At 51.7% G+C, this 22,345-nt stretch carries 22 protein-coding genes and 1 tRNA gene; 17 read left to right on the top strand and 6 right to left on the bottom strand.

Features of this window, described 5'->3' with window-relative positions; translation table 11 throughout:
* Positions 1–314 precede the first annotated feature (314 nt).
* From EOE65_RS13095 to EOE65_RS13065, 7 genes are all read left to right on the top strand, one after another.
* The gene (locus EOE65_RS13095; protein WP_127694776.1) at positions 315–1,427 is read left to right on the top strand and encodes a branched-chain amino acid ABC transporter substrate-binding protein; all 1,113 of its coding nucleotides are present in this window, start codon (positions 315–317) and stop codon (positions 1,425–1,427) included.
* 74 nt (positions 1,428–1,501) lie between these two features.
* Positions 1,502–2,428 carry a high-affinity branched-chain amino acid ABC transporter permease LivH gene (gene livH, locus EOE65_RS13090; protein ID WP_127694775.1) on the top strand — a complete coding sequence of 309 codons (927 nt, stop codon included), beginning with the start codon at positions 1,502–1,504 and terminating at the stop codon, positions 2,426–2,428.
* On the top strand, positions 2,428–3,687 hold the full coding sequence (locus EOE65_RS13085) for a high-affinity branched-chain amino acid ABC transporter permease LivM (RefSeq protein ID WP_127694774.1): 1,260 nt from the start codon (positions 2,428–2,430) through the stop codon (positions 3,685–3,687). Before livH ends, EOE65_RS13085 begins: the two co-directional genes overlap by 1 nt.
* A complete protein-coding gene (gene livG, locus EOE65_RS13080; protein ID WP_127694773.1) occupies positions 3,684–4,451 on the top strand; it encodes a high-affinity branched-chain amino acid ABC transporter ATP-binding protein LivG in 768 nt (255 codons plus the stop codon). The genes EOE65_RS13085 and livG overlap by 4 nt, the downstream gene beginning before the upstream one ends.
* Before the next feature lies 1 nt (position 4,452).
* On the top strand, positions 4,453–5,154 hold the full coding sequence (locus EOE65_RS13075) for an ABC transporter ATP-binding protein (protein WP_127694772.1): 702 nt from the start codon (positions 4,453–4,455) through the stop codon (positions 5,152–5,154).
* A gap of 165 nt (positions 5,155–5,319) precedes the next feature.
* Positions 5,320–6,489, top strand: coding sequence for a PilT/PilU family type 4a pilus ATPase (locus EOE65_RS13070; protein WP_127694771.1), 1,170 nt, complete (start codon positions 5,320–5,322; stop codon positions 6,487–6,489).
* Between the two features lie 75 nt (positions 6,490–6,564).
* Positions 6,565–6,972 carry an SMI1/KNR4 family protein gene (locus EOE65_RS13065; protein WP_127694770.1) on the top strand — a complete coding sequence of 136 codons (408 nt, stop codon included), beginning with the start codon at positions 6,565–6,567 and terminating at the stop codon, positions 6,970–6,972.
* Positions 6,973–6,976: 4 nt separating this feature from the next.
* Here EOE65_RS13065 and EOE65_RS13060 read toward each other — a convergent pair whose 3' ends face one another.
* Positions 6,977–7,918, bottom strand: coding sequence for a hypothetical protein (locus tag EOE65_RS13060; protein ID WP_127694769.1), 942 nt, complete (start codon positions 7,916–7,918; stop codon positions 6,977–6,979).
* Between the two features lie 203 nt (positions 7,919–8,121).
* Here EOE65_RS13060 and EOE65_RS13055 point away from each other — a divergent pair, with 203 nt between their 5' ends.
* The 6 genes from EOE65_RS13055 (at position 8,122) to EOE65_RS13030 (ending at position 14,254) form a co-directional block, all read left to right on the top strand.
* A complete protein-coding gene (locus EOE65_RS13055; RefSeq protein WP_127694768.1) occupies positions 8,122–9,744 on the top strand; it encodes an acyl CoA:acetate/3-ketoacid CoA transferase in 1,623 nt (540 codons plus the stop codon).
* Positions 9,745–9,765: 21 nt separating this feature from the next.
* Complete coding sequence (locus EOE65_RS13050) at positions 9,766–10,251, top strand: SixA phosphatase family protein (protein ID WP_127694767.1); 486 nt, start codon at positions 9,766–9,768, stop codon at positions 10,249–10,251.
* Positions 10,252–10,316: 65 nt separating this feature from the next.
* On the top strand, positions 10,317–11,273 hold the full coding sequence (locus tag EOE65_RS13045) for an AEC family transporter (RefSeq protein WP_127694766.1): 957 nt from the start codon (positions 10,317–10,319) through the stop codon (positions 11,271–11,273).
* Between the two features lie 46 nt (positions 11,274–11,319).
* Entirely contained in the window at positions 11,320–11,907 is a 588-nt protein-coding gene (locus EOE65_RS13040; protein ID WP_127694765.1) for a hypothetical protein, read from the top strand.
* Positions 11,908–11,981: 74 nt separating this feature from the next.
* A complete protein-coding gene (locus tag EOE65_RS13035) occupies positions 11,982–13,184 on the top strand; it encodes a lyase family protein (protein WP_127694764.1) in 1,203 nt (400 codons plus the stop codon).
* Between the two features lie 50 nt (positions 13,185–13,234).
* Positions 13,235–14,254, top strand: coding sequence for a type I asparaginase (locus EOE65_RS13030; protein ID WP_127694763.1), 1,020 nt, complete (start codon positions 13,235–13,237; stop codon positions 14,252–14,254).
* Here the strand turns inward: EOE65_RS13030 and EOE65_RS13025 are convergent.
* From EOE65_RS13025 to hemA, 5 genes are read right to left on the bottom strand one after another with little or no spacing between them, the layout of a single operon-like run.
* Positions 14,251–14,682 carry a CoA-binding protein gene (locus EOE65_RS13025; RefSeq protein WP_127694762.1) on the bottom strand — a complete coding sequence of 144 codons (432 nt, stop codon included), beginning with the start codon at positions 14,680–14,682 and terminating at the stop codon, positions 14,251–14,253. The two genes, EOE65_RS13030 and EOE65_RS13025, sit on opposite strands and share 4 nt — an antisense overlap.
* A 3-nt stretch (positions 14,683–14,685) precedes the next feature.
* A complete protein-coding gene (locus EOE65_RS13020; RefSeq protein WP_127694761.1) occupies positions 14,686–15,438 on the bottom strand; it encodes a molybdopterin-synthase adenylyltransferase MoeB in 753 nt (250 codons plus the stop codon).
* Positions 15,432–16,271, bottom strand: coding sequence for a peptide chain release factor N(5)-glutamine methyltransferase (prmC, locus tag EOE65_RS13015; RefSeq protein WP_127694760.1), 840 nt, complete (start codon positions 16,269–16,271; stop codon positions 15,432–15,434). The genes EOE65_RS13020 and prmC overlap by 7 nt, the downstream gene beginning before the upstream one ends.
* Before the next feature lie 8 nt (positions 16,272–16,279).
* Entirely contained in the window at positions 16,280–17,362 is a 1,083-nt protein-coding gene (gene prfA / locus EOE65_RS13010; protein WP_127694759.1) for a peptide chain release factor 1, read from the bottom strand.
* Positions 17,363–17,365: 3 nt separating this feature from the next.
* The gene (gene hemA / locus EOE65_RS13005) at positions 17,366–18,628 is read right to left on the bottom strand and encodes a glutamyl-tRNA reductase (protein ID WP_127694758.1); all 1,263 of its coding nucleotides are present in this window, start codon (positions 18,626–18,628) and stop codon (positions 17,366–17,368) included.
* Between the two features lie 270 nt (positions 18,629–18,898).
* On the opposite strand from hemA, the gene EOE65_RS13000 reads away from it, so the two are divergent.
* The 4 genes from EOE65_RS13000 to EOE65_RS12985 all read left to right on the top strand — a co-directional run bounded on the left by EOE65_RS13000 (position 18,899) and on the right by EOE65_RS12985 (position 22,323).
* Entirely contained in the window at positions 18,899–20,530 is a 1,632-nt protein-coding gene (locus EOE65_RS13000) for a tetratricopeptide repeat protein (RefSeq protein WP_206052684.1), read from the top strand.
* Positions 20,527–21,141, top strand: a complete 615-nt coding sequence (gene lolB / locus EOE65_RS12995) for a lipoprotein insertase outer membrane protein LolB (protein WP_127694756.1) — start codon at positions 20,527–20,529, stop codon at positions 21,139–21,141. Before EOE65_RS13000 ends, lolB begins: the two co-directional genes overlap by 4 nt.
* Before the next feature lie 97 nt (positions 21,142–21,238).
* Positions 21,239–21,313, top strand: a tRNA-Gln gene (locus tag EOE65_RS12990).
* A gap of 68 nt (positions 21,314–21,381) precedes the next feature.
* A complete protein-coding gene (locus EOE65_RS12985; RefSeq protein ID WP_127694755.1) occupies positions 21,382–22,323 on the top strand; it encodes a ribose-phosphate pyrophosphokinase in 942 nt (313 codons plus the stop codon).
* Positions 22,324–22,345 lie beyond the last annotated feature (22 nt).

Genomic DNA, 22,345 nt, shown 5'->3' with positions numbered 1-22,345 from the left:
TTGCGACCTTAGTATGAACGCAATTGCGACCTAAACTTAAACTAAAGCGACGCGAGAAGCGCTCATATCACACCGAAACATGCCGTAGTTCAAAGGATCTTTTTTCTCGCCGCGCCCCACAATAGCAGAACTTACCAATTTGGGTGACATTATCGATCATATTCGCTGATTTCTCCCATCGCAGCACTCTTGTTTCCTATAGTAAACATTGATTTTTTTTTGACTTTATAGTTAATTCACCCTGTCAACAAAAAATATAACTATGTGTCCCGGAATCGAAAACCGATCAGAGGCACGGAGAGGGTATACTTCCGATGAAAAAATTCACGCGCACACTGCTGTCTGTTGGTCTTGCAGCTAGTCTCTACGGGGCTTCAGCTCAAGCTGATACGATTAAAATCGCGTTGGCAGGCCCAGCTACAGGCCCTGTTGCTCAGTATGGCGACATGCAGAAAATTGGTGTCATGGCTGCTATCGAAGATATCAACAATGCAGGTGGCATCAACGGCGATAAGCTCGAAGGCGTAATTTACGACGACGCTTGCGATCCAAAACAAGCGGTAGCGGTTGCTAACAAAATCGTTAACGATGACATCCAATTGGTTGTTGGTCACCTTTGCTCCTCCTCAACAGAGCCTGCTTCTGACATCTACGAAGAGGAAGGTATTCTGATGATCACAGCAGCATCCACCTCTCCAAGCATCACGGAAAAAGGCCATCAAATGGTATTCCGTACTATCGGTCTGGATAGCTTGCAGGGCACATTGGCAGCTGAGCACATCTTGAACAACGTTAAGCCAAAAACGATTGCTGTTATCCACGATAAGCAGCAGTACGGTGAAGGCCTAGCAACGACGGTTAAGTCTGCGCTGGAAAAAGGCGGCTTGAACATTACGATGTTTGAAGGTGTAACAGCCGGTGATAAAGATTTCTCTGCTCTGATCGCGAAACTGAAAAAAGAAGGCGTTGACTTCGTATACTACGGTGGCTACCACCCAGAACTTGGTCTTATCTTGCGTCAGTCAAAAGAGAAAGGCTTCAACGCTCAATTCATGGGCCCAGAAGGTATCGTAAACAGCGACCTTGCGAAGATTGCTGGCGAAGCATCTGAAGGCGTTCTGGCAACTGCTCCTAAGAGCTTTGACCAAAACCCAGTTAACCAAGCGCGTGTTGAAGCGATCAAAGCGAAAGGTGAAGATCCAACAGGTCCATTCGTATTCACAGCTTATGCTGCTGTTGAGCTGATGAAAAATGCGATTGAGAAAACAGGTGGCACTGATCCAGAAAAAATGGCTGAGCACCTTCGCTCTAACCCACTGGATACAGCGATTGGCAAAATCGCTTACGATGCTAAAGGCGACCTAACTGAGTCTACTTTCCAGGTTTACCAGCTGCACAAAGATGGCTCTAAAACTGCAGTAAAGTAAGTCTTCACTAAACACAAGAACACCTTGATATCGCGATCCGGTATCAAGGTGTTCTGCTATCCGGGTCCCGAAACATGACCGAAACTTTTCTTTATTTAATTCAGCAGCTTATCAACGGGCTGACGATCGGGTCCACATACGCGTTGATCGCAATAGGCTATACAATGGTCTACGGCATCATCGGTATGATCAACTTCGCACACGGAGAGATCTACATGATCGGCTCTTACATTACGTTTATCGTAATTGCCGGTCTGCTAGGTATGGGCATGGTAAGCCTACCGATCATTCTGATCATCGCACTGATTGTGGCTGTTATCATTGCCAGCACGTATGGCTGGACGGTTGAGCGCGTTGCTTATCGCCCTCTGCGCGGCACAAACCGCCTTATCCCACTGATCTCTGCGATCGGTATGTCCATTTTCCTACAAAACTATGTCGTTCTGGCTCAGGGCTCACGTGATGTTGCGCTACCACCACAGATTTCAGGTGGCTGGACGTTTGGTGATCCTAGTGTGTTTGAGGTGTCTTTCTCTTACATGCAGGCACTTATCTGGGTTGTGACTTTTGTGGCGATGACAGCACTAACGCTCTTCATCTCCCGCTCGCGGATGGGCCGCGCTTGCCGTGCATGCTCTGAAGATTTGGGCATGACCAACTTACTGGGTATTGATACCAACCGCACCATCGCATTGACCTTTATTATCGGTGCTGCCTTGGCCGCGGTAGCAGGTCTACTGCTGGGTCTTTACTACGGTGTGGTGAATCCGTTTGTTGGCTTTATCGCCGGTTTGAAAGCTTTCACCGCTGCTGTACTGGGTGGTATCGGTTCGATTCCTGGTGCCGTGCTAGGTGGCTTAATTCTGGGTGTAACCGAAGCATTAACCTCCGCATATTTCCCATCTGAGTATAAAGATGTCGTCTCGTTTGGCTTGCTGGTACTTATCCTGCTGTTCCGCCCTTCGGGTCTCCTAGGTAAGCCTGAGGTGGAGAAAGTCTGATGCAAAATAGTAAGTTTTTAAGCGCGATTTTTGCCGCGGGTGTCACCTTTGTTTTAGCGTGTCTCATGTTGGGTGTGAAGCTCAATACAGAGGGAACGACGCTACAAGTGGAAGGTGCCTCTACTGAGCAATGGACGTGGATTGGTTTAGGCATAGCGGTGGTATTTTTATCACAGCTTTTCTCTGCACAGATTGATGCCTTCTTCTCTGGCTTACCCAAGCCACAGCTGGCTAAAGTGCTACCTGAAGCGAGCGTCATGGCGCGCCTGAAGCCTTGGCTACTTGCCGCGTTGATCGTTGGCATGTTGGTTTGGCCATTCATGGTTTCCCGAGGTTCCGTAGACCTAGCCACTCTCACCCTGATCTACATTATGTTGGGCTTAGGCCTGAACATTGTGGTCGGGTTAGCCGGTCTACTTGATTTAGGCTTCGTTGCTTTCTACGCCGTCGGTGCGTACACCTATGCATTGCTGTCGATGTACTTCGGCCTGTCCTTCTGGATCTGCTTACCATTAGCAGCGGCACTTGCTGCCCTATTTGGCTTCATACTAGGCTTCCCTGTTCTGCGTCTACGTGGTGATTACCTTGCCATCGTAACGCTAGGCTTTGGTGAGATTATCCGTATCTTGCTAAATAACTGGACAGCCGTGACTGGTGGCCCGAACGGTATCTCTGGTATCGCGAAACCAACCCTGTTTGGTCTTGAGTTTACCCGCCGTGCGAAAGAGGAAGGCGCAATGACCTTCCATGAGTTCTTTGGCATCAGCTACTCAAGCTCTTACAAAGTGATCTTCCTATACCTCATCGCAGTTGTGCTGGTGATCTTCGTGATCTATCTGATCAACCGCCTGATGCGCATGCCCATTGGCCGCGCTTGGGAGGCACTACGAGAAGATGAGATCGCTTGTCGCTCGCTTGGCCTTAACCGTACAGCGATCAAACTCTCTGCGTTCACCATTGGTGCATCTACAGCGGGCTTTGCAGGTTCGTTCTTCGCTGCGCGCCAAGGCTTTATCAGCCCAGAGTCCTTTATCTTCATTGAGTCAGCAATCATTCTAGCGATTGTGGTTCTTGGCGGTATGGGGTCGCAAATTGGGGTTATCTTGGCAGCGATTGTCATGACGATTCTGCCGGAACTGGCTCGAGAGTTCTCCGAGTACCGAATGCTACTGTTCGGATTGTTGATGGTCATAATGATGCGCTGGCGCCCTGAAGGCCTCGTACCCATGAAACGTCCTCACTTGGAGCTGAAGCAATGAGCCAACTGTTACTTGATGTAAACGGCCTGACCATGCGCTTCGGCGGTTTGGTTGCGGTCAACAAGGTGAACCTTGCGGTAAAAAACCGCCAGATCGTATCGATCATTGGCCCTAACGGTGCCGGTAAAACGACCGTTTTTAACTGTTTGTCTGGATTCTATATCCCGTCTGAAGGCAGCGTTATGTTTAACGGTGGCGAGATTGCGGGCATGAAGGATTTCCAGATCTCGCGCCAAGGCTTGGTACGTACGTTCCAGCACGTGCGCCTTTTCTCGAAGATGACCGTGATCGAAAACATGCTGGTTGCCCAGCACCGCCACCTCAACACCAGCCTGCTGGCAGGTCTGTTCAAAACAGGTAGCTACAAGCGCCTCGAACAGGAAGCCATGGACCGTGCCGCATACTGGCTAAAACAGGTGGATCTGTTGGAGTTTGCTAACCGCGAGGCGGGCAACCTGGCCTATGGTCAGCAGCGCCGCCTTGAGATCGCGCGTTGTATGGTGACTCAGCCTGAGTTACTGCTGCTCGATGAGCCAGCGGCAGGCCTTAACCCGAACGAGACCAAAGAGCTGGATGAGCTCATCATTCGCTTGCGCGACGAGCACGAAATTTCAGTGCTACTGATCGAGCACGATATGGGCTTGGTTATGGGTATTTCAGATCACATCTACGTTATTGCGCAAGGTACACCGCTTGCCGATGGTACCGCCGATGAGATCAAGAATAACGATGACGTTATCAAAGCCTACTTGGGAGAAGAGTAAGATGCTGAGTATCAAAAACATCAACACTCACTACGGCCCAATTCAGGCGCTGCATGATGTCTCCGTTGAGGTCAAACAAGGTGAGATCGTTACCCTGATCGGTGCCAACGGCGCAGGTAAAACCACGCTGATGATGTCCATCTGTGGTGACCCGCAGGCCACCTCAGGCACTATCCAGTTTGATGGTGAAGAGATTACCGGCCAGCAAACCTCGAGCATCATGCAGAAAGGTCTGGCGATCGTCCCCGAAGGGCGTCGTGTCTTTAGCGGTATGACCGTTGAAGAGAATCTTTTCATGGGTGCATACCACCGTGATCGCCGCGAAGCGGAGATGACAGCCGAGCACGTCTTAGCACTGTTCCCACGTTTGCGCGAACGGTATAGCCAACGTGCCGGTACCATGTCGGGTGGTGAGCAGCAGATGCTAGCCATTGGCCGCGCAATGATGTCGAAGCCACGTATGATCTTGCTAGACGAGCCCTCTCTGGGTCTGGCGCCTATCATTATTCAACAGATCTTCGATATCATCGAAAAGCTGCGTGAAGAGGGCGTTACGATCTTCCTCGTAGAGCAAAATGCAAACCAAGCATTGCGGATCGCTGACCGCGGTTACGTGCTGGAAAATGGCCGCGTTATCATGGAAGACACCGGTGCTGCGCTACTGGTGAATGAAGATGTTCGTAAAGCTTATTTAGGCGGTTAATCTACCGTTTTCTAAAAGCCGCTTTTCAGCGGCTTTTTTTATGTCCACATGCCGCTCCCCTCACCTTCATATATTGCCCAATGTAACTGAATGCAGACATAAAAAAGCTATTCTATGTGCTACATTGAAACATCCGTTTGATGATAACCAGTGGATGTTCTTCGTATGAAAAAGGAGTTCTACGACTACCTCAAGGTACTCGCAGCCAACGATGGTTCTGACCTGTACCTCTCGACCAATGCCCCACCATGCGGCAAGTTTCAGGGCACGCTCAAACCCCTCAACAAAAAGCGCTTCGCGCCGGGAGAGATTGAGCAGATCGCCATGGCGGTCATGGACAAAGAGCAGCAGGATGAGTTTGCACACGAGCTTGAAATGAACCTTGCGATCTCAGTAGAGGGCGCGGGCCGTTTCCGTTTGAATATATTTCGCCAACGTAATGATGTCTCGATTGTAGCGCGGAATATCAAAACCGAAATCCCGCAGATGCAGGATCTTGGTCTGCCTGAAGTGCTGAAAGATGTCATCATGTCCAAGCGTGGCCTCGTGTTGTTTGTGGGCGGCACAGGCTCCGGCAAATCCACCTCGTTGGCCGCTCTGATCGATCATCGTAACAGCAACTCCGGTGGGCATATCATCACGATTGAAGACCCTATCGAGTTTGTCCACAACCACAAAAAGTCGATCATCAACCAACGCGAGGTGGGCGTTGATACACGCAGCTTCCACAACGCTCTTAAGAACACTTTGCGCCAAGCGCCTGATGTTATTCTGATTGGTGAGATTCGCGATCGAGAAACCATGGAGCATTGCTTGGCGTTTGCCGAAACCGGCCATCTGGCGATCTCGACACTGCATGCAAACAACGCCAACCAAGCCTTTGACCGCATTATCAACTTCTTCCCAGAAGAGAAGCGCAACCAGCTGTTAACTGATCTCTCGCTCAATGTGCGGGCTATTATATCGCAACGTTTGATCCCAACCGTGGATGGCAAGCGCTGCGCTGCTATCGAAATTCTCCTAGGCACATCGACCATCAAAGATCTGATTTTGCGTGGCGACATCGATGGTATCAAAGAGATTATGGAGAAATCCGAAGCGCTTGGGATGCAAACGTTCGACTCCGCTCTGTTTAAACTCGTGGTTGAGGGACGAATCAGTGAAGAGGAAGCGCTGAAGAACGCAGACTCCGCCAATAACCTGAGATTGCGCTTGAAGCTGCGTAACGAGATACCAAGCGAGGCAGAAAGTAGCGGTGGCTTCTCATTGGAAGATATTGTCGAAGAGGAGGAGACCGAAGAGGAGGAAGATTCCGGTATTGCCCACCGCCTCTGACGTCAAAGAACGCAAAGATTGTGTCTTGCCTGCGCTTTGGCTACATTACGCGGCAAGATACAACGAGGTGCCTCCATGAACGATATTATCGACCAACTACATGAGCTAAACGAAGACCGTTTCTCCAGCATGGAGTTGCCAGACGAGGACTTACTGGTCGAGCTTGAGGAGGAGATGCTACTGCCTATCCCAGCCGACCTCAAAGAGTACCTTCTCTACGGTAGCGATGTTGTATTTGGCTCACTCAGCCCTGTCACAGCAAGCGACCCAAATGCACATACCCACCTACCGGAGGTGACTGCCGTGGCTTGGTCTCGGGGCTTACCACGCGACTTGATGCCGATCTGTGAAGACTTAGAGGGTGGCTACTATGTGATCGCATCACAGGGCGCTATCTGCCACTGGCACAGTTCTGGCGAACTAGAAGAGACCAAATGGGAGACACTTTGGGAGTGGATAGCAGAGGTGTGGATCAACAGCTGATCCACTAGAGAGTAATACCGCGCTGGCGTAATTCAGCCACTAAAATGCTTTCAAGCGAAGCCAGTTGCCCCTCTTTCAGTTCCAACACATGCAGATCGAGTGCTTTGAGGCGCTCGATCTTTTCACATTTCCAGCGCACATAACGCGCCTCATGTTCAGAGTGCCAGCACTCGATCATAAGCCCCGCAGCTGGCAGATAGAAATCTGGCCGTAGCGACGCAGCATCACTTAGCGCCCGCCGATAACTGAAAACAACGCCAGCAAGGTAGAGCCAATTCGCGGCCACTAGTTCCAACCGCGAGCAAACAGCACGGCCATCTAAGGTGTGATAGTGCGCTGGGAACATCGCCATCATCTCGGCATCAAGACTATCATCCGCAAACCCTAACGCACCGGCTAAATCACCACTGACGCCCTTAACAGCGGCTACCACGGCAGGATGGCTCATCACCTCCTCGGGCCACAATGCATAGGGAACATCGCGTACACTTTTACGCTGGGCAGCGCCTTGAGCGATACCTCGGGCGGTGACTCGCCAGCCCTTTCCATCACGTATAAGCCACCCTAGCTCAGCGAAAATCAAATTGATTGTCCGAGGTGAGAGCCCCAACTGCTGCGCGACGGTGGTGGCTGTCACCTTCTTGCCGCTATAGTCGGGTAATGCGACATTCCCCGCTATTTTAAGCGCCTCAGGCCAAACAATATAAGCACCAAATTTACGGCTCTGACGAACCTCTCCTTGCTGCTCACGCCCCTGTGAGGTCAACTCCCACTGCTCACCTAAGCGTACAATCCAACCAAGCAGTTCGAGCTCTTTAAAAAGTTCGGTTGTGGGTACCCCAAGACGCTTTGCTAAGGCAGATGTCGAAATTTTATCGCTGAAAGTCATATCAAGCTGAGTACAGAAGTCGCTGTAAAAATGAAATATTACCTCTAATATGCCCATAAGGGTAACCTGTGAGCAAGCAGAACAATGATGATATAACCAACTCGCGGAATCGACCGGCTCAGCACCGCCAACGCCACATTTAAGTGCCTGTTTTGTGCAACATTTTCGCTGCTACCACTTACCAAGGCAGCAGGAACTTAGTAAGTTAACCTCCCTAGAGTTGTTACTCGCCCGACGATTTAGCTGATGCAGGAGGCACCATGAACCCACGCGTAATCACCGCCAATGAAGCAGCCGAACTTATTCATGATGGCGCAACTATTGCGACAGCGGGGTTTATTGGCATCGGGTTTGCTGAGGCCCTCGCCAAAGCTCTCGAAAAGCGCTTTCTTAAAACCGGAACACCCACTGACCTCAGCTTGGTTTATGCAGCGGGCCAAGGCGATGCTGAACTGCGTGGTCTCAACCATTTTGGCCACGAAAAGCTGATTCGCCGTGTCATCGGTGGGCATTGGGGGCTGGCCCCCTCTCTGGGTGAACTCGCGTTACAGAATAAGATAGAGGCTTACAACCTGCCTCAGGGCGTGATTTGCCATCTGTTTCGCGATATCGCTGCCGGTAAGCCCGGCACCATCACCCATGTTGGCTTGAACACCTTTGTTGATCCAGACGTTGACGGCGGCAGAGTGAACAGCTGCTCAACCGATGCGATAGTCGAGAAAATTTCGCTTAACGGCACTCCTTACCTGTTCTATAAAGCCTTCCCTATCGATATCGCATTTTTACGCGGCACAACGGCCGATAGCCACGGCAATATCTCGATGGAGCATGAGGCTCTTCCCCTAGAGGCTCTCGCTATTGCTCAAGCGGTACGCAACAGCGGCGGTAAAGTGATTGTGCAGGTAGAGCGGGTCACTGAACGCCACCAGCTCACCCCAGACCGAATACGCATCCCCGGCATTTTGGTGGATCATGTGGTTGTGGCTGACCGACAAGATCACCCACAAACCTTCGCTGAGCATTACAATCCCGCCTACTCTGGCGAGATCAATATCAACAGCGAACACAGCCATGTCCCATTATCGACTCGCAAGGTGATCGCACGCCGTGCACTTATGGAGCTGGGTAAAGATACGGTGGTTAACTTAGGCATCGGTATGCCAGAGCTCATCTCCATGATTGCAGCCGAGGAGAAGCGGCTAAATGACTTCACACTGACCGTCGAACCCGGCGGTATTGGCGGGCAACCGGCGGGCGGGCTGAGCTTTGGTGCTGTCGCCAATGCCGATGCGATTATCGATCAACCCTCCCAGTTTGATTTCTACGATGGTGGCGGCCTGCATCAAGCTTTTTTGGGTATGGCGGAGGTTGATAGCCGTGGCTGCGTCAATGTCAGCCGCTTCGGTCGGCATTTAGCCGGCTGTGGGGGATTTATTAACATCTCGCAGAATACGCCAAACCTCTATTTTTTGGGCAACTTCACCTCATCAGGCCAAGAGATAGAGATCCATGACAATCGCCTTGAGATAAAACAAAACGGCAAGATCACCAAGTTCCGCAACCAGGTTGAGCAAATCACCTTTAACGGCCAGTTTGCGCTAGAAAAAGGGCAAAATGTCCTATTTATCACCGAGCGAGCTGTCTTCAAGCTGACACCTCAGGGCGTTAAATTAATTGAAATCGCACCGGGTGTAGATATTCAGAAAGATATCCTCGACCTTATGGAGTTTAAGCCCATCGTTGAGGAGTACCGCACCATGGATCCTCGCCTTTTCAACGAAGGCCCGATGCATGTCCAGCACGTCGGCAGTATGCCCATGAGCCACATGCGAGACACCTGGAAACGCATGATGGATGCAAGCGATAATAGCGACCTTGCTTAATTTGCAACACAAAGGAACACCATGCGTTTACTCACTCTTGTTCGCCACGCTAAGTCGAGCTGGAAAGACCCTGATTTAACCGATTACGAGCGGCCATTAAATAAGCGAGGCCGACGCGATTTGCCACATGCTGCACAGCGCTGCAAAGCGCAGTTGCCGCCGCCTGATATTATTATTGCCAGCGGCGCGGTACGTACGTGGATCACAGCAACCGCGATACACCAACATTTCGGCCTAGCCGTACCGCTGATAGAAGACGATAGCCTCTATCTCGCCTCAGCCGAGGCGATGGCTGCGCTCCTTATGGGCCAGAGCGACCACCATGTCATGCTGGTAGGACACAACCCAGGTCTTACAGAGCTGGTCTATGCCCTCAGTGGAGAAGCCCTCGATAAATTTCCCACCAGCGCCATTTTGCATCTTCACCTAAATCTCGATGATTGGGCCGACCTACACTTGGACTGTGGCATAATTAGCCACTTCGATTACCCCAAGCTACATAAGTAGCGCGCTTTTCCCAGAGCTATTAGCGCTGCGATTGCGCAGGGAACGCCACGCAGTCAGGAGGCACCTTGAGCCAGCATCTGGAAACCTTTGCTTACACCGCAAATGTTGTCGCACCGATCTTCTTTATCGTCTTTCTTGGTTTTTTACTCAAGCGCACTCGTATTATTGATGATGCGTTTGTTGCAACGGCCTCGAAACTGGTCTTCGTAGTCACGTTGCCTGCACTCGTTTTTATGAGTATCAGCCGCACGAACTTCCATGCAGTCTTTAACCCACAGATGCTGAGCTATATTACGATCGCCACCTTGATTGTGGTGGCACTGATTAGTTGGCAAGCACAACGGTTGATACAACGGCCAGAGGATGTGGGCGTTTTTATTCAAGGCGCTTTTCGCGGCAACTATGGCATCGTCGGGCTCGCCGTGAGCTTGAATATTTATGGTGACGAAGGGCTAGCCAAGGCCTCTTTGATCTTGGCGTTGATTATTCCGCTCTACAACAGCCTCTCGATTATCGCGCTCACACTGCCAATGAAGCAGCAAAACAACTTGTCTGCCGCGAAGGTGGGCGTAGAGATTCTTAAAAATCCCCTGATTATCGCCGTGTTACTCGCGCTTCCCTTCTCTTACTTCGGCTTTACGCTGCCTGCAGTGATCAACCGCACAGGGGACTATTTTGCCGATATAACACTGCCACTGGCCCTGATGGCCGTAGGCGCATCTTTGAACTTAAAAAGCCTCAAACACACGTCATCTATGGCGTTTTGGGCCACAGCCACAAAGCTGGTATTGATCCCATTCGTGCTGACATGCGTAGCAGCATTACTTGGCTTTGCCGATCAAGATGTTGTGTTAATGTTCGTGTTATTCGGCACACCCACGGCCGCTGCAAGCTTTATCATGGCTAAAGCGATGGGCGGGAACGCAGAGCTTGCCGCCAACATCATCTTAACCACTACATTGGGATCTATTGTCAGCCTTGGCGCCGGCATATTTATTCTGAAAATGCTGCAATTTCTTTAGTTATGCAGGCTGTAAAGGGCCATGCCACCAACTGAAAGCGATAACGATGCTAAATCTATTTAAAGACCAGACCATTAAGAAGCTAAAGCGCGCTATTGAAGAGGGCGATACTCAAACCGTCAGCCAAACCTTCAAGAAGCTCAAGCAGGCGGAACAAGCAGCCCTTGCACCAGAGCTTCTTAGCCTGGCCATTACAACGGCTCAACCCGCCGCTTTAGAAACCTTACTAAGCGCAGACATCAGCCCCAACACCACCACTGAGCATGGCACGCCTTCGCTCATTTTAGCGCTTGAACAATCGGATAGCCTGCGCTTAATCACACCGCTACTACAAGCGGGAGCAAACACCCAAGGGCTCGATCTACCGCTGCGCTGCCTTGAGTTATGCCGTGACGAAACGCTCATGATGCATCTAAATCGGCTACAGCAACACGGGGTGGGTCTCGATGCCCACAGCGAAGCATTGTTTGCACACGCTGCGGCTAAGAACAATGCCGAATTGATTAAGTTCTTGGTGCACTCTGAAGTCACTATGCCTTCAGAGTGGCCTGCGGGCACTCCCGAGATGATTATCGCCCTCGCGAAACGCTGTGAAGAGGATCAACGTATCCAAAAGCTGATGTTGCAACGGTAACTTACAAAAAGTCGCATCCGCGGTTATCTGTGCTTAAATGAATTGTATGCATAATAACAAACATACGGTCACGCATGAGTACACGAATAGAACACGACCGGCTGGGCGATGAACAGGTTCCCCAACACGCATGGTACGGTATTCAGACGCTACGCGCCTTGCGACATTTTCATGCAAGCCATGCACCTCTTAGCCAGTTTCCTGACCTTATCCACAGCTACTGCCTCATCAAAGAAACAGCCGCCGGCCTCAACTATCACGACGGCAAGCTCAGCCTGAGCAAATACAAGGCCCTGCTCAACGCCTGTAACCGTATTAAAGCCGGCGAGCTACACGACCAATTCGTTGTGGATATCGTACATGGCGATGTGATCTCAGCAATCAACACCAACTGTAACGAGGTGATTACCAACCTAGCGCTTACAGAGATGGGACTAAAGCGTGGCCAATACTATGCGCTCAACCCCAACAAAGATTGCAATCGCGCCCAGCACCCAAGCGAGAACTATCAGCTTGCAACACGCATCTCCCTCATCAACGGCCAGCGTGCACTCATGACGGCACTCGAGAGCTTAATTTTACTCGCACAACACAAAGAGGGGCTCTTAAGCCGATGGCTGCAACAAGGCCCACAACAATTGGACCCCGGCGTGCTCGCAATAAGCTATCGCTTTGCTGAACACCGCAAAGACCTAAAAGGCTGCACCGAACAGGCTGACTTGCTTATTCAAGCACTCGGACAGTGCAGCCCCGAGCAAGGTGAGCTAACACGTCAATGCCTGCCCGTACTAGCTAACTTGTCGAGCACCCCACTCAGCTACTCCCAAGAGGGCTCATCACTGATCTCGCTGCTCGCTGATCTTGCCACATTGCATACCCAGATCGCCCAGTTACTGCTGCGCCTGTGTGAAGATATCGCACAGCTACACCGTTCAAGCAGCCTTGTCGCAGGCTCCAGCGATCCCTGGACCAACCATAACGCCCTGCAAACAGCCTTACGTATTCTAGGCCAAGAGGCCACCGCTAAATTATGCCTATCTGGGCCAGCTCCGTTCGCAGTGATCGCTCCGATGCTGGCCTGCGACGCGCAGCTAACGACGCGGATGCTCGTAGCTGCTCTGTATAATGTTGGGCAACGCTGTATCAGGCCCATCAAACTGCACTTAACACTAGCGCCAGCGCCGCTTCACAAGACTACTGCTAGCGCACCGCCGATAAGCTATGATAGTGCGAGCTATGTTAAAAAGCAGGCCGACTCAAGCGCGTTAAGCGGCTGATTTACATACATTAAGCTCGATAATGCAGCTCAGTTAAATGGTTTGGTAGTATGAACAACGACAAGATCCTTTTTATCTATACCGGCGGCACCATTGGTAGCTGGCCAACCCCTCAAGGCTATGTCCCCAAGCATGGCTTCGATGCGCTAATCGACCAACAATTAGGGGATGCCGCACACGAAGCGCTGGGCAACTATGACCTAGTCGAGCTAGATGAGCTCCTCGACAGCTCCAACATCCAGCCCAATGACTGGACGCGCCTCGCCGAGATGGTAGTACGCCGCTATGAAGACTACAGTGGCTTCGTTATCTTGCACGGCACCGATACAATGGCATATAGCGCATCAGCGCTGTCGTTCATGCTACGCGGGCTAACGAAGCCTGTTATTTTGACCGGTGCTCAAATTCCACTCAGTCAACCACGTACAGATGCGGTGCGTAACCTGCTTGATGCCGTTCACTATGCGCGCCATTCCGCATTACATGAAGTTGCCATCTGCTTTGGTGGGCGGCTGATTCGCGGCAACCGCGCCACTAAGGCACACACGTCCGCACTGCAAGCGTTTGACTCACCGAACTTCCCACTACTGAGCGAAGCGGGCATTCAACCTTTGCCTGTCAGCAGTAACCTGCCCGAGCAGCCATTGCGCTTTATGCTCCCCAGCAAACCAAGCCGCGTAGCCCAGCTCGCCCTTTACCCCGGCATTATCGACGAACAGATCGACGCAGTGCTTAATAACCCGGATATCGCGGCTGTTGTATTGCAAACATTCGGCGCAGGCAACCCACCCGATCGCAACCAGCACCTGATGAACCGGCTAGCCGAGGCAAACCAACGGGGAGTGATTGTGGTGAATAGCACCCTGTGCCATGGCGGGCCTGTTGTACAAGGTACCTATGCAACCGGCGCACGCCTGAAAGCGCTAAATGTCATTTCCGGCCAAGATATGACGCTAGAAGCGGCATTTTGTAAGCTGCACTACCTTTTGGGCCGTAACTTACCGACTCAAGAGGTACGCGAGTTGATGGGGCAATCTCTAGCAGGAGAGATCACCCTTGCAGAGGACTAAACACGCTGCGCCGGTGTTGTAACACCCAGCAGTGGAATCTCAATTTTAGGGCAATGATCCATAACAACCGTTAACCCAGCGGCTTGCGCTCTCTGAGCGGCCGTTGGGTTTATCACCCCTAATTGCAGCCAAACGGCACGGGCACCAACTGCGATAGCCTCATCAACGGCATCGCCCGCCGCATCGGCGTTGCGGAAAATATCGACCATATCGATCGGCTCGTTGATATCCGCTAGCGACGCCAATACCGGCTGTCCGAGAATTTCACCTCCCGCTTTCGCCGGATTAATTGGCCATACGGTGTAGCCCTGTTCAAGCAGAAACGCCATCACCCGATAGCTGGCGCGGTGAGGTTTATCACTCGCCCCTACTAAGGCAATCGTGTTTGCACTCTCTAATAGCTGTTTAATCGTATCCGCGTTGCTCATCACTTACTCCTGTATACCGCATACGGCACAGTTGGCATCTTTGCGTAGTTTCAAGGTGCGCCATGCGGTTTCCTTAGCATCAAAAATCAACAAGCGCCCGGTTAATGATTCGCCAACGTTCGCCAATACTTTGAGAGCTTCTAGTGCTTGTAGTGAGCCGATAATACCCACCACAGGTGCCAATACGCCGGAGTCGGCACAGGTTAGATTCTCATCATCGCTCTCTTTGTAGAGGCAGTGATAGCAGGGGCTATCGTCTTGTTGTGGCTGAAAGACAGCGACTTGGCCTTCCATGCGGATCGCTGCACCTGAAACCAACGGTGTTTTGCTCGCCACACAAGCACGATTAATGGCATGACGCGTGGTGAAGTTATCTGTGCAGTCGAGCACCAAGTCGGCCTCAGTCACAAGGCCCAGCAGTTCAGCCTCATCACATCGTTTTGCGATCGGTGTAATGCGGATATGTGGATTAAGCTCCGCCAACGCTTGCGCAGCCGACGCCACTTTCGGCATACCAATACGCGCCGTTGTGTGTAGCACCTGTCGCTGTAAGTTGGTTAGATCAACTTCATCATCATCAACCAGCACGAGCTCACCAACACCAGCTGCAGCAAGATACATGGCAACAGGTGAACCCAGTCCGCCTAAGCCAACAATCAACACCTTCGAAGCGCGCCAACGCTCCTGCCCGGCAATATCCACATCGGGCAACATGATTTGGCGGCTGTAGCGCAGTAGTTCGTCATCTGTCAGCATGGTTTACCTCTCCAACACCCTAAAGTCACACGGTCGTTACCCGCATAGTCGGGCCGCGTTTCTACTTGGTTATAACCTAATTGGGTCAACAACAGACGTACAGCTTCACCCTGATCATAACCATGCTCAAAGAGCAGCCATCCGCTATCTGTTAGGTACTCAGTTGCCGTTGTCGCAATGTGCGTAATATCAGCTAGACCAGCAGCCTCGGCTACCAATGCAGAACGCGGCTCAAAGCGCACATCTCCTTCGTTAAGGTGTTGATCGAGCGGATCAATATAAGGGGGGTTGCTCACAATCAGCTCAAAGCGGCCATCCAGAGGCTCAAACCAGCTGCCTTGCAGAAACGCAACCTGATCCAGTCCACAGCGGCGGCCATTGCGCTGCGCCAAAGCGACGGCATCAGGCATCAGATCGCATCCAACAACGTGCCAATCCGGCCGTTCGCTGGCCAACGCGAGTGCAATAGCGCCGGTACCGGTACCTAGATCTGCCACGCGAAACGTGCCGTTTGGTAAACAGTCGAGTGCCGTTTCAACTAACACCTCGGTGTCAGGACGCGGTATTAGCGTCACGGGCGAGACTTCAAGTTCCAACGTCCAAAAGGACTGAACGCCCAAAATATAAGCGATCGGTTCGCCTTTTAGGCGTCTAGCGACAAGCGCATTGAAAGCGCTGAGCTGCGTTTCAGTCAGTTGCTTATCAGGCCAAGTCAAAAAGTAACTACGAGACTGACCAATTACATGCCCCAACAGCAGCTCTAGATCAAGGCGCGGAGAGTCACTTAAACCGCTCAGCGCCTCTGGCGGGGTTAACGCATCAGCAATGCGCATCGGATCTGTTACTCAGACAACGCACCAAGCTGCTCAGCTTGGTATTCGTGCATGAGAGGATCGATCACCTCAGAAAGCTTGCCTTCCATCACCTCTTCAAGCTTGTAGAGCGTCAAGTTGATGCGGTGATCGGTAACCCGCCCCTGCGGATAGTTGTAAGTGCGAATACGCTCTGAGCGATCGCCACTACCGACAAGGCTCTTACGCGTGCTCGCTTGCTCAGCCGCCGCTTTCTCTAACTCAGCCGCTTGCAAACGTGAAGCTAACAGCGCCATCGCTTTCGCGCGGTTCTTGTGCTGTGAACGCTCCTCTTGGCACTCCACCACCACCCCAGTTGGGATATGTGTGATACGGATCGCCGAATCGGTTTTGTTAACGTGCTGACCACCTGCACCCGATGCACGGTAGGTATCGATACGCAGATCTGCCTTGTTGATCTCAACCTCGGCGCTCTCGTCCATCTCTGGCATCACCGCAACGGTGCACGCAGAGGTATGGATGCGGCCTTGAGATTCGGTTTCAGGAACGCGTTGTACGCGGTGCGCACCCGATTCAAACTTCAAGCGCGAGTAAACAGCATCGCCCACCACGCGAGCGATCACCTCTTTGTAGCCGCCGTGCTCGCCTTCGCTCGCACTGACGACCTCAATACGCCATCCCTGATTCTCCGCATACTTTGAGTACATACGGAATAGGTCGCCCGAGAAGATAGCAGCCTCATCACCGCCCGTTCCGGCGCGGATCTCGAGAAAGACGTTGGCGCCATCATTTGGATCTTTTGGCAACAAGTGAATTTGCAGCGCTTGCTCAAGCTCTTCGATCTGCGCCTGCGCACTGGCATGCTCATCTTTTGCCATTTCACGCATATCAGGATCGCTGTCCTGCATCATCAGCTGTGCTTCTTCAAGATCACCCTCAGCTTGCTGAAAGGCACTGTAAGATTGTACAACCGGCTCAAGCTCGGCGTACTCTTTGGAGTAATCACGGAATTTTTGCTGATCAGAAATGACATCAGCATCGCTCAGCAGAGCAGCAAGCTCTTCAAAGCGATCGGCTAGCTTTTCCAGCTTAGCGCGAATCGAATCTTTCATAATTTAATCGTCCGAATCAGACAGCTGGAAGAGCGTTGTGGCAGCGTCAATGAGCTCCACCTGCCCCTCGGCACTGGCTTTTCTTAATTGTATCGTCGGGTGGTGCAGGACTTTATTGGTCAGGCGACGCGCCATCTGCTCAAGCACGGCTTCAGGGTCTTTACCACTGCGCATCTGTTTAAGCGCTGCTTCTACTTCATCATCACGCAGCGTTTCGTAATGGCCGCGCAGTTTCGTGAGCGTAGAGACCGCACCGCGCGAGCGCAGCATGCCCATAAACTCATCAGCGCCACGCTGAATAATCTGCTCTGCCTCACGGGCAGCGGATTCACGGCTGCGCTGATTCTCTTCGATCACCTCGCGCAGATCATCAACCGTATAGAGGTAAACATCATCGAGTTCAGACACTTGCGGTTCAATGTCGCGCGGAACCGCGATATCCACCATAAAGATCGGCTGATGGCGACGTTGTTTCAACGCCTCTTCGACGGCACCTTTACCCAAAATGGGTAACGGGCTTGCAGTCGAAGCGATCACGATATCGGCGTTCGGCAGCGCATCTGGAATATCACCCAACAGGATCGCTTGCGCATCAAACTCTTCAGCGACGCCCAATGCTCTGTCTAACGTGCGGTTAGCGACAGTCATTTGCTGTACGCCCGCATTGCGCAGGTGACGCGCAACGAGTTCAACCGTTTCACCAGCACCGATCAGCAGCGCACGGCTATCACGTAGATCAGAGAAGATGTGCTGCGCTAAGTTTACCGCTGCGTAGGCCACCGATACGGGGTTTTCACCGATCGCTGTTTCCGTGCGTACTTTTTTTGCCACAGAAAATGCTTGTTGAAACAACCTGCCGAGCTCTGCGCCCAGCACACTGTTTTCAAGCGAGACGGAATAAGCGGATTTCAGCTGTCCGAGAATTTGCGGCTCACCCAACACGAGAGAATCGAGGCCACTGGCAACACGCATCATATGCTGCACAGCATGTTCATCAGCGTGGGCATAGATGCTTTGGTGTAGCTCATCGGTGGGAATATCGTGGTAATCAGCAAGCCACTCCAACACCGTTTGTAGCTGTGGGCCATCGGAGGAGCAATACAGCTCCATCCGGTTACAGGTTGAAAGTATGGCAACCTCTTTGAGCTGCGCGCGAGCCTTCACCTCATCTAGCGCACTAGTGAGCTGGTCAGGACTAAACGCGACTTTCTCCCGTACTGCAACGGAAGCCGTCTTGTGATTGATGCCCAAAGCAAGGAGAGACATGAAACGAGACACTTCACCTGATAACAAATAAGCGCGTAATAATACACGCTTTTCAGCGCAAACGAAAAACCGCCAATAGTACTGATAAACTAATTTGAACCAATTCAGTCGCGGTTACACTAACTTTCCATAGTTTAGGCGGTGACAAGCCTGTCACGCCTCCTCTATATTGGTACCAAAGAGTCGTTTTCTAGGATGAAATCCATCGTGTTTAAAGTTTATATCCCACTGTTGATATCAGGTACGCTTCTCGCTGGCTGCAGTGGCCCGATGACGAGTCTAGTTCCCGCTGCACCTGAGCCGGAGCCTGTCGTATACAAAGAGGGGGAGCTAAACCGCGAAACCCTGTTCGATATCCTGACCGCAGAGATTGCTGGGCACCAAAAACGCTTCGATCTGGCACAAGAGAAATATTTAAAACAAGCAGAGCTGACAGGCGACCCAGCAGTCATAAGACGTGCTGTGCGCATCGCTCAGTACAACAAAGATCAGGTTGCGCTCCAAAAAGCCGCTGATATTTGGATCAAGTACGAGCCTGACAACTTAGAGCCATTTGAGATCATGGCGAGCATCCTGCTTCACGAGCGCCAGTTTGAAGCCGCTCAGCCCTATATTCGCAAAGCTCTAACACGCCAAAGCCAACGTATATTACTGCTGATCAACGCCCAAGCCCCGCGCCTGCCAAACGATACAGCGAAGGGGTACTTAAACGAGATCAGCGAGCTATTGCGCGATAACCCCGAGCGGGCCGACCTTTGGATGACCAGTGGCCTGCTACAGCAAAAATTAGCCCGCAACGATGACGCCCTTGCCAGCTTTTCGAAAGCGATTCGTTACAACCCAAGTAACTACGACGCGTACTTGCGTAAAGCCGATCTGCAACGCGAAATGAAACGCTTTGATGAAGCACTCGTCACGCTCAAACCGGTCAAGAAACGAGCACCGCGCAACAAACAGGTGCTGCTCTCTGAGATGCAAGTGCTGTATGCAGCAGAGCGGAACAAAGAAGCCGCCGCGAAGGGAGCAAAGCTGATTGCCCAGTTCCCCGAAGATGATCAACTACAGCTTTACATCGCACTACTGGCTTTAGATCACGGCCAACTTGAACAGAGCGAGGAGCTGCTCAAAGCACTCCAGGCGCAAAAAGAGCGCTCTGACCTTAATTTCTATCTTGGTCTAATAGCTGAACAGCGCGACCAAAAAGAGACTGCGCTGGCGTACTACACCGCGACAGCCGAGGGCAACAATATCATGCAGGCATACGGCCGAGCCCTTGCCTTGCAAACCTCAATTCAACGACGTGATGATGTCGCCAACGCTATCAATAACGCCATTAAGCGTCATCCTGAATTAGCACCAGACCTTTACAACCTGCATGCTGATTGGCTGCGTACACGCGGCGACAAACAGGGCGCAATTAACGTACTCGATAAAGGCCTCAGCACTTACAGCCAAAACCCGACTCTCGTCTACGCGCGCGCTATGCTCAGGCCCCCTGAAGAGTTCTCAACGACCGAAAAAGAGTTTCGCCTTGTGCTCGCACAGGATCCAGATAATGCATCGGCGTTAAATGCTTTGGGTTACACCCTAACCATCTACACAGAGCGTTACGACGAAGCCTTTGCGCTGCTTGACCGCGCTATCGTTTTGAAGCCAGATGACCCGGCTGTGATCGACTCTTATGGCTGGATCCTCTACAAGCTAGGTCGCTACCAAGAAGCCCGCCAATATTTAGAAAAAGCGTTCGGCATCTTAGAAGACCCAGAAGTCGGCGGGCATCTTGTCGTGGTGCTCATCGCACTAGAAGAGCATGAGGCTGCGCAACAACTCTATAACAAGTTACAAGCACAGTTCCCCGATAGCAGCCATCTAGAGGAAGCGAAGGAATTATTAGCATCATGAAATTTTCGCTTACACGAGTCATCGGTACCCTTTTAGTCGCCACCGTTTTTGCAGGATGTAGCTCGGCACCACCGCAAGTCGTGGAGCCTAGTGTCAGCGCTCCGCCACCGGGCTGGCAGCAACAGTATGATCAGTTGTTAGCACTGGAGAGCTGGGCTTTACAGGGAAAAATAGGTATTCGCACAGCGGATGATAGCGCGTCTGCAGGTGTCAGTTGGAAGCAGCAACAAGACCGCTTCAATATCACACTCGCAGGCCCTTTTGGCCAAGGCGCGACCATCTCTGGTAGCCGCCGCGACGCAACGCTTGAAGTGTCGGGCCAACAGCCTATCTCGGCCGGTTCTCCTGAGGAGTTGCTGGCATACCAGTTTGGCTGGGAGTTCCCCGTACAAGCCGCGCGTTACTGGGTAAAAGGAGCGCCTGCACCGGAGTCGAGCTACCAAGCTAAGTTTAATAGCCAAGGGCTAGCGGAGTTGGACCAAAATGGCTGGCATATTCAATACCGCAACTATGTCGACAACGGCCAGTTAAAGCTTCCAACCAAAGTTGTTCTCACGCGGGATGAGCTAAAATTAACCCTTCTCGTGAGAAACTGGCAAAAAGGTCTCTGACACTGCGCCGCAATGGCGATTTTAACTTGACCAATTGACCACTTTTTAAGAGAATACGGGCCTCTTTTTTGGGAGATAGACCTTCCAGAGGATATACAGGGGTATAGCCAAGCGGTAAGGCAACGGGTTTTGATCCCGTCATGCGTTGGTTCGAATCCAGCTACCCCTGCCATATAATCAACGATGAACTCCCAGTCGAACATGAACCCCAATGCCGAACAATCCGAGAAGGTGCTCACCATGTCCAAAATGATGGTTTTCACTGGCAATGCGAACCCAGAGCTGGCTCTGAAAGTCGTCGAACGTCTTGATATTCCGATGGGTAAAGCCCATGTTGCTCGCTTTAGCGATGGCGAAGTGAGTATCGAAATTCAAGAGAACGTACGGGGCAAGGATGTTTTCATCATCCAGCCAACATGCGCACCTACTAACGACAACCTAATGGAACTTATCGTTCTTGCAGACGCGCTGCGCCGAGCATCTGCTGCGCGTATCACTGCTGTTGTTCCTTACTTTGGCTATGCGCGCCAAGACCGCCGCCCACGTTCTGCTCGTGTTGCGATCAGTGCCAAAGTGGTTGCAGATATGATGACTGCCGTTGGCGTCGACCGCGTACTGACCGTTGACCTGCACGCTGACCAAATTCAAGGCTTCTTCTCGGTGCCAGTAGACAACGTTTACGGCTCTCCTGTTCTTTTAGATGATATCGTCGATCAACAGTACGAGAACACGATTGTTGTTTCTCCTGATGTTGGCGGTGTTGTACGTGCACGTGCTGTTGCAAAACAGCTAGACACTGACCTTGCGATCATCGATAAGCGCCGCGAACGCGCCAACGAATCACAAGTAATGAACATCATCGGTGATGTACAAGACCGTACTTGCTTGCTGGTTGATGACATGTGCGATACAGCTGGTACGCTTTGCAAAGCCGCTCAAGCGCTCAAAGATAACGGCGCAGCTCGCGTTGTTGCATATGCAACGCACCCCGTACTTTCTGGCCCAGCGATCAATAACATTACATCGTCACAGCTTGATGAGCTGGTTGTTACGGATACGATTCCGCTATCACCACAAGCAAAAGAGTGCAGCAAAATTCGTCAGCTAACGCTGGCACCGATGCTGGCAGAAGCGGTCCGTCGCGTCTGCAATGAAGAATCTATCAGTGCGATGTTCCGCTAAGAACAACGCGCTGTAGCCTGCA

It is taken from the genome of Neptunomonas marina, from assembly GCF_004005935.1.
Taxonomy (GTDB): Bacteria; Pseudomonadota; Gammaproteobacteria; order Pseudomonadales; family Balneatricaceae; genus Neptunomonas; species Neptunomonas marina.
Note: the sequence above shows the minus strand (reverse complement) of the source record. Positions and strands in the feature narration are given on the sequence as shown.

Bases quoted from the DNA above. Each gene is read 5' to 3' on its own strand.
- EOE65_RS13065 (WP_127694770.1), top strand. From the start codon at position 6,565: ATGAACGATATTATCGACCAACTACATGAGCTAAACGAAGACCGTTTC.
- hemA (WP_127694758.1), bottom strand. From the start codon at position 18,628: ATGTCTCTCCTTGCTTTGGGCATCAATCACAAGACGGCTTCCGTTGCA.
- EOE65_RS13040 (WP_127694765.1), top strand. From the start codon at position 11,320: ATGCTAAATCTATTTAAAGACCAGACCATTAAGAAGCTAAAGCGCGCT.
- livG (WP_127694773.1), top strand. From the start codon at position 3,684: ATGAGCCAACTGTTACTTGATGTAAACGGCCTGACCATGCGCTTCGGC.
- EOE65_RS13085 (WP_127694774.1), top strand. From the start codon at position 2,428: ATGCAAAATAGTAAGTTTTTAAGCGCGATTTTTGCCGCGGGTGTCACC.
- EOE65_RS12985 (WP_127694755.1), top strand. From the start codon at position 21,382: ATGTCCAAAATGATGGTTTTCACTGGCAATGCGAACCCAGAGCTGGCT.
- EOE65_RS13030 (WP_127694763.1), top strand. From the start codon at position 13,235: ATGAACAACGACAAGATCCTTTTTATCTATACCGGCGGCACCATTGGT.
- prmC (WP_127694760.1), bottom strand. From the start codon at position 16,271: ATGCGCATTGCTGATGCGTTAACCCCGCCAGAGGCGCTGAGCGGTTTA.
- EOE65_RS13070 (WP_127694771.1), top strand. From the start codon at position 5,320: ATGAAAAAGGAGTTCTACGACTACCTCAAGGTACTCGCAGCCAACGAT.
- EOE65_RS13025 (WP_127694762.1), bottom strand. From the start codon at position 14,682: ATGAGCAACGCGGATACGATTAAACAGCTATTAGAGAGTGCAAACACG.
- EOE65_RS13050 (WP_127694767.1), top strand. From the start codon at position 9,766: ATGCGTTTACTCACTCTTGTTCGCCACGCTAAGTCGAGCTGGAAAGAC.
- EOE65_RS13075 (WP_127694772.1), top strand. From the start codon at position 4,453: ATGCTGAGTATCAAAAACATCAACACTCACTACGGCCCAATTCAGGCG.
- EOE65_RS13020 (WP_127694761.1), bottom strand. From the start codon at position 15,438: ATGCTGACAGATGACGAACTACTGCGCTACAGCCGCCAAATCATGTTG.
- lolB (WP_127694756.1), top strand. From the start codon at position 20,527: ATGAAATTTTCGCTTACACGAGTCATCGGTACCCTTTTAGTCGCCACC.
- prfA (WP_127694759.1), bottom strand. From the start codon at position 17,362: ATGAAAGATTCGATTCGCGCTAAGCTGGAAAAGCTAGCCGATCGCTTT.
- EOE65_RS13060 (WP_127694769.1), bottom strand. From the start codon at position 7,918: ATGGGCATATTAGAGGTAATATTTCATTTTTACAGCGACTTCTGTACT.
- livH (WP_127694775.1), top strand. From the start codon at position 1,502: ATGACCGAAACTTTTCTTTATTTAATTCAGCAGCTTATCAACGGGCTG.
- EOE65_RS13035 (WP_127694764.1), top strand. From the start codon at position 11,982: ATGAGTACACGAATAGAACACGACCGGCTGGGCGATGAACAGGTTCCC.
- EOE65_RS13095 (WP_127694776.1), top strand. From the start codon at position 315: ATGAAAAAATTCACGCGCACACTGCTGTCTGTTGGTCTTGCAGCTAGT.
- EOE65_RS13000 (WP_206052684.1), top strand. From the start codon at position 18,899: ATGACGAGTCTAGTTCCCGCTGCACCTGAGCCGGAGCCTGTCGTATAC.
- EOE65_RS13055 (WP_127694768.1), top strand. From the start codon at position 8,122: ATGAACCCACGCGTAATCACCGCCAATGAAGCAGCCGAACTTATTCAT.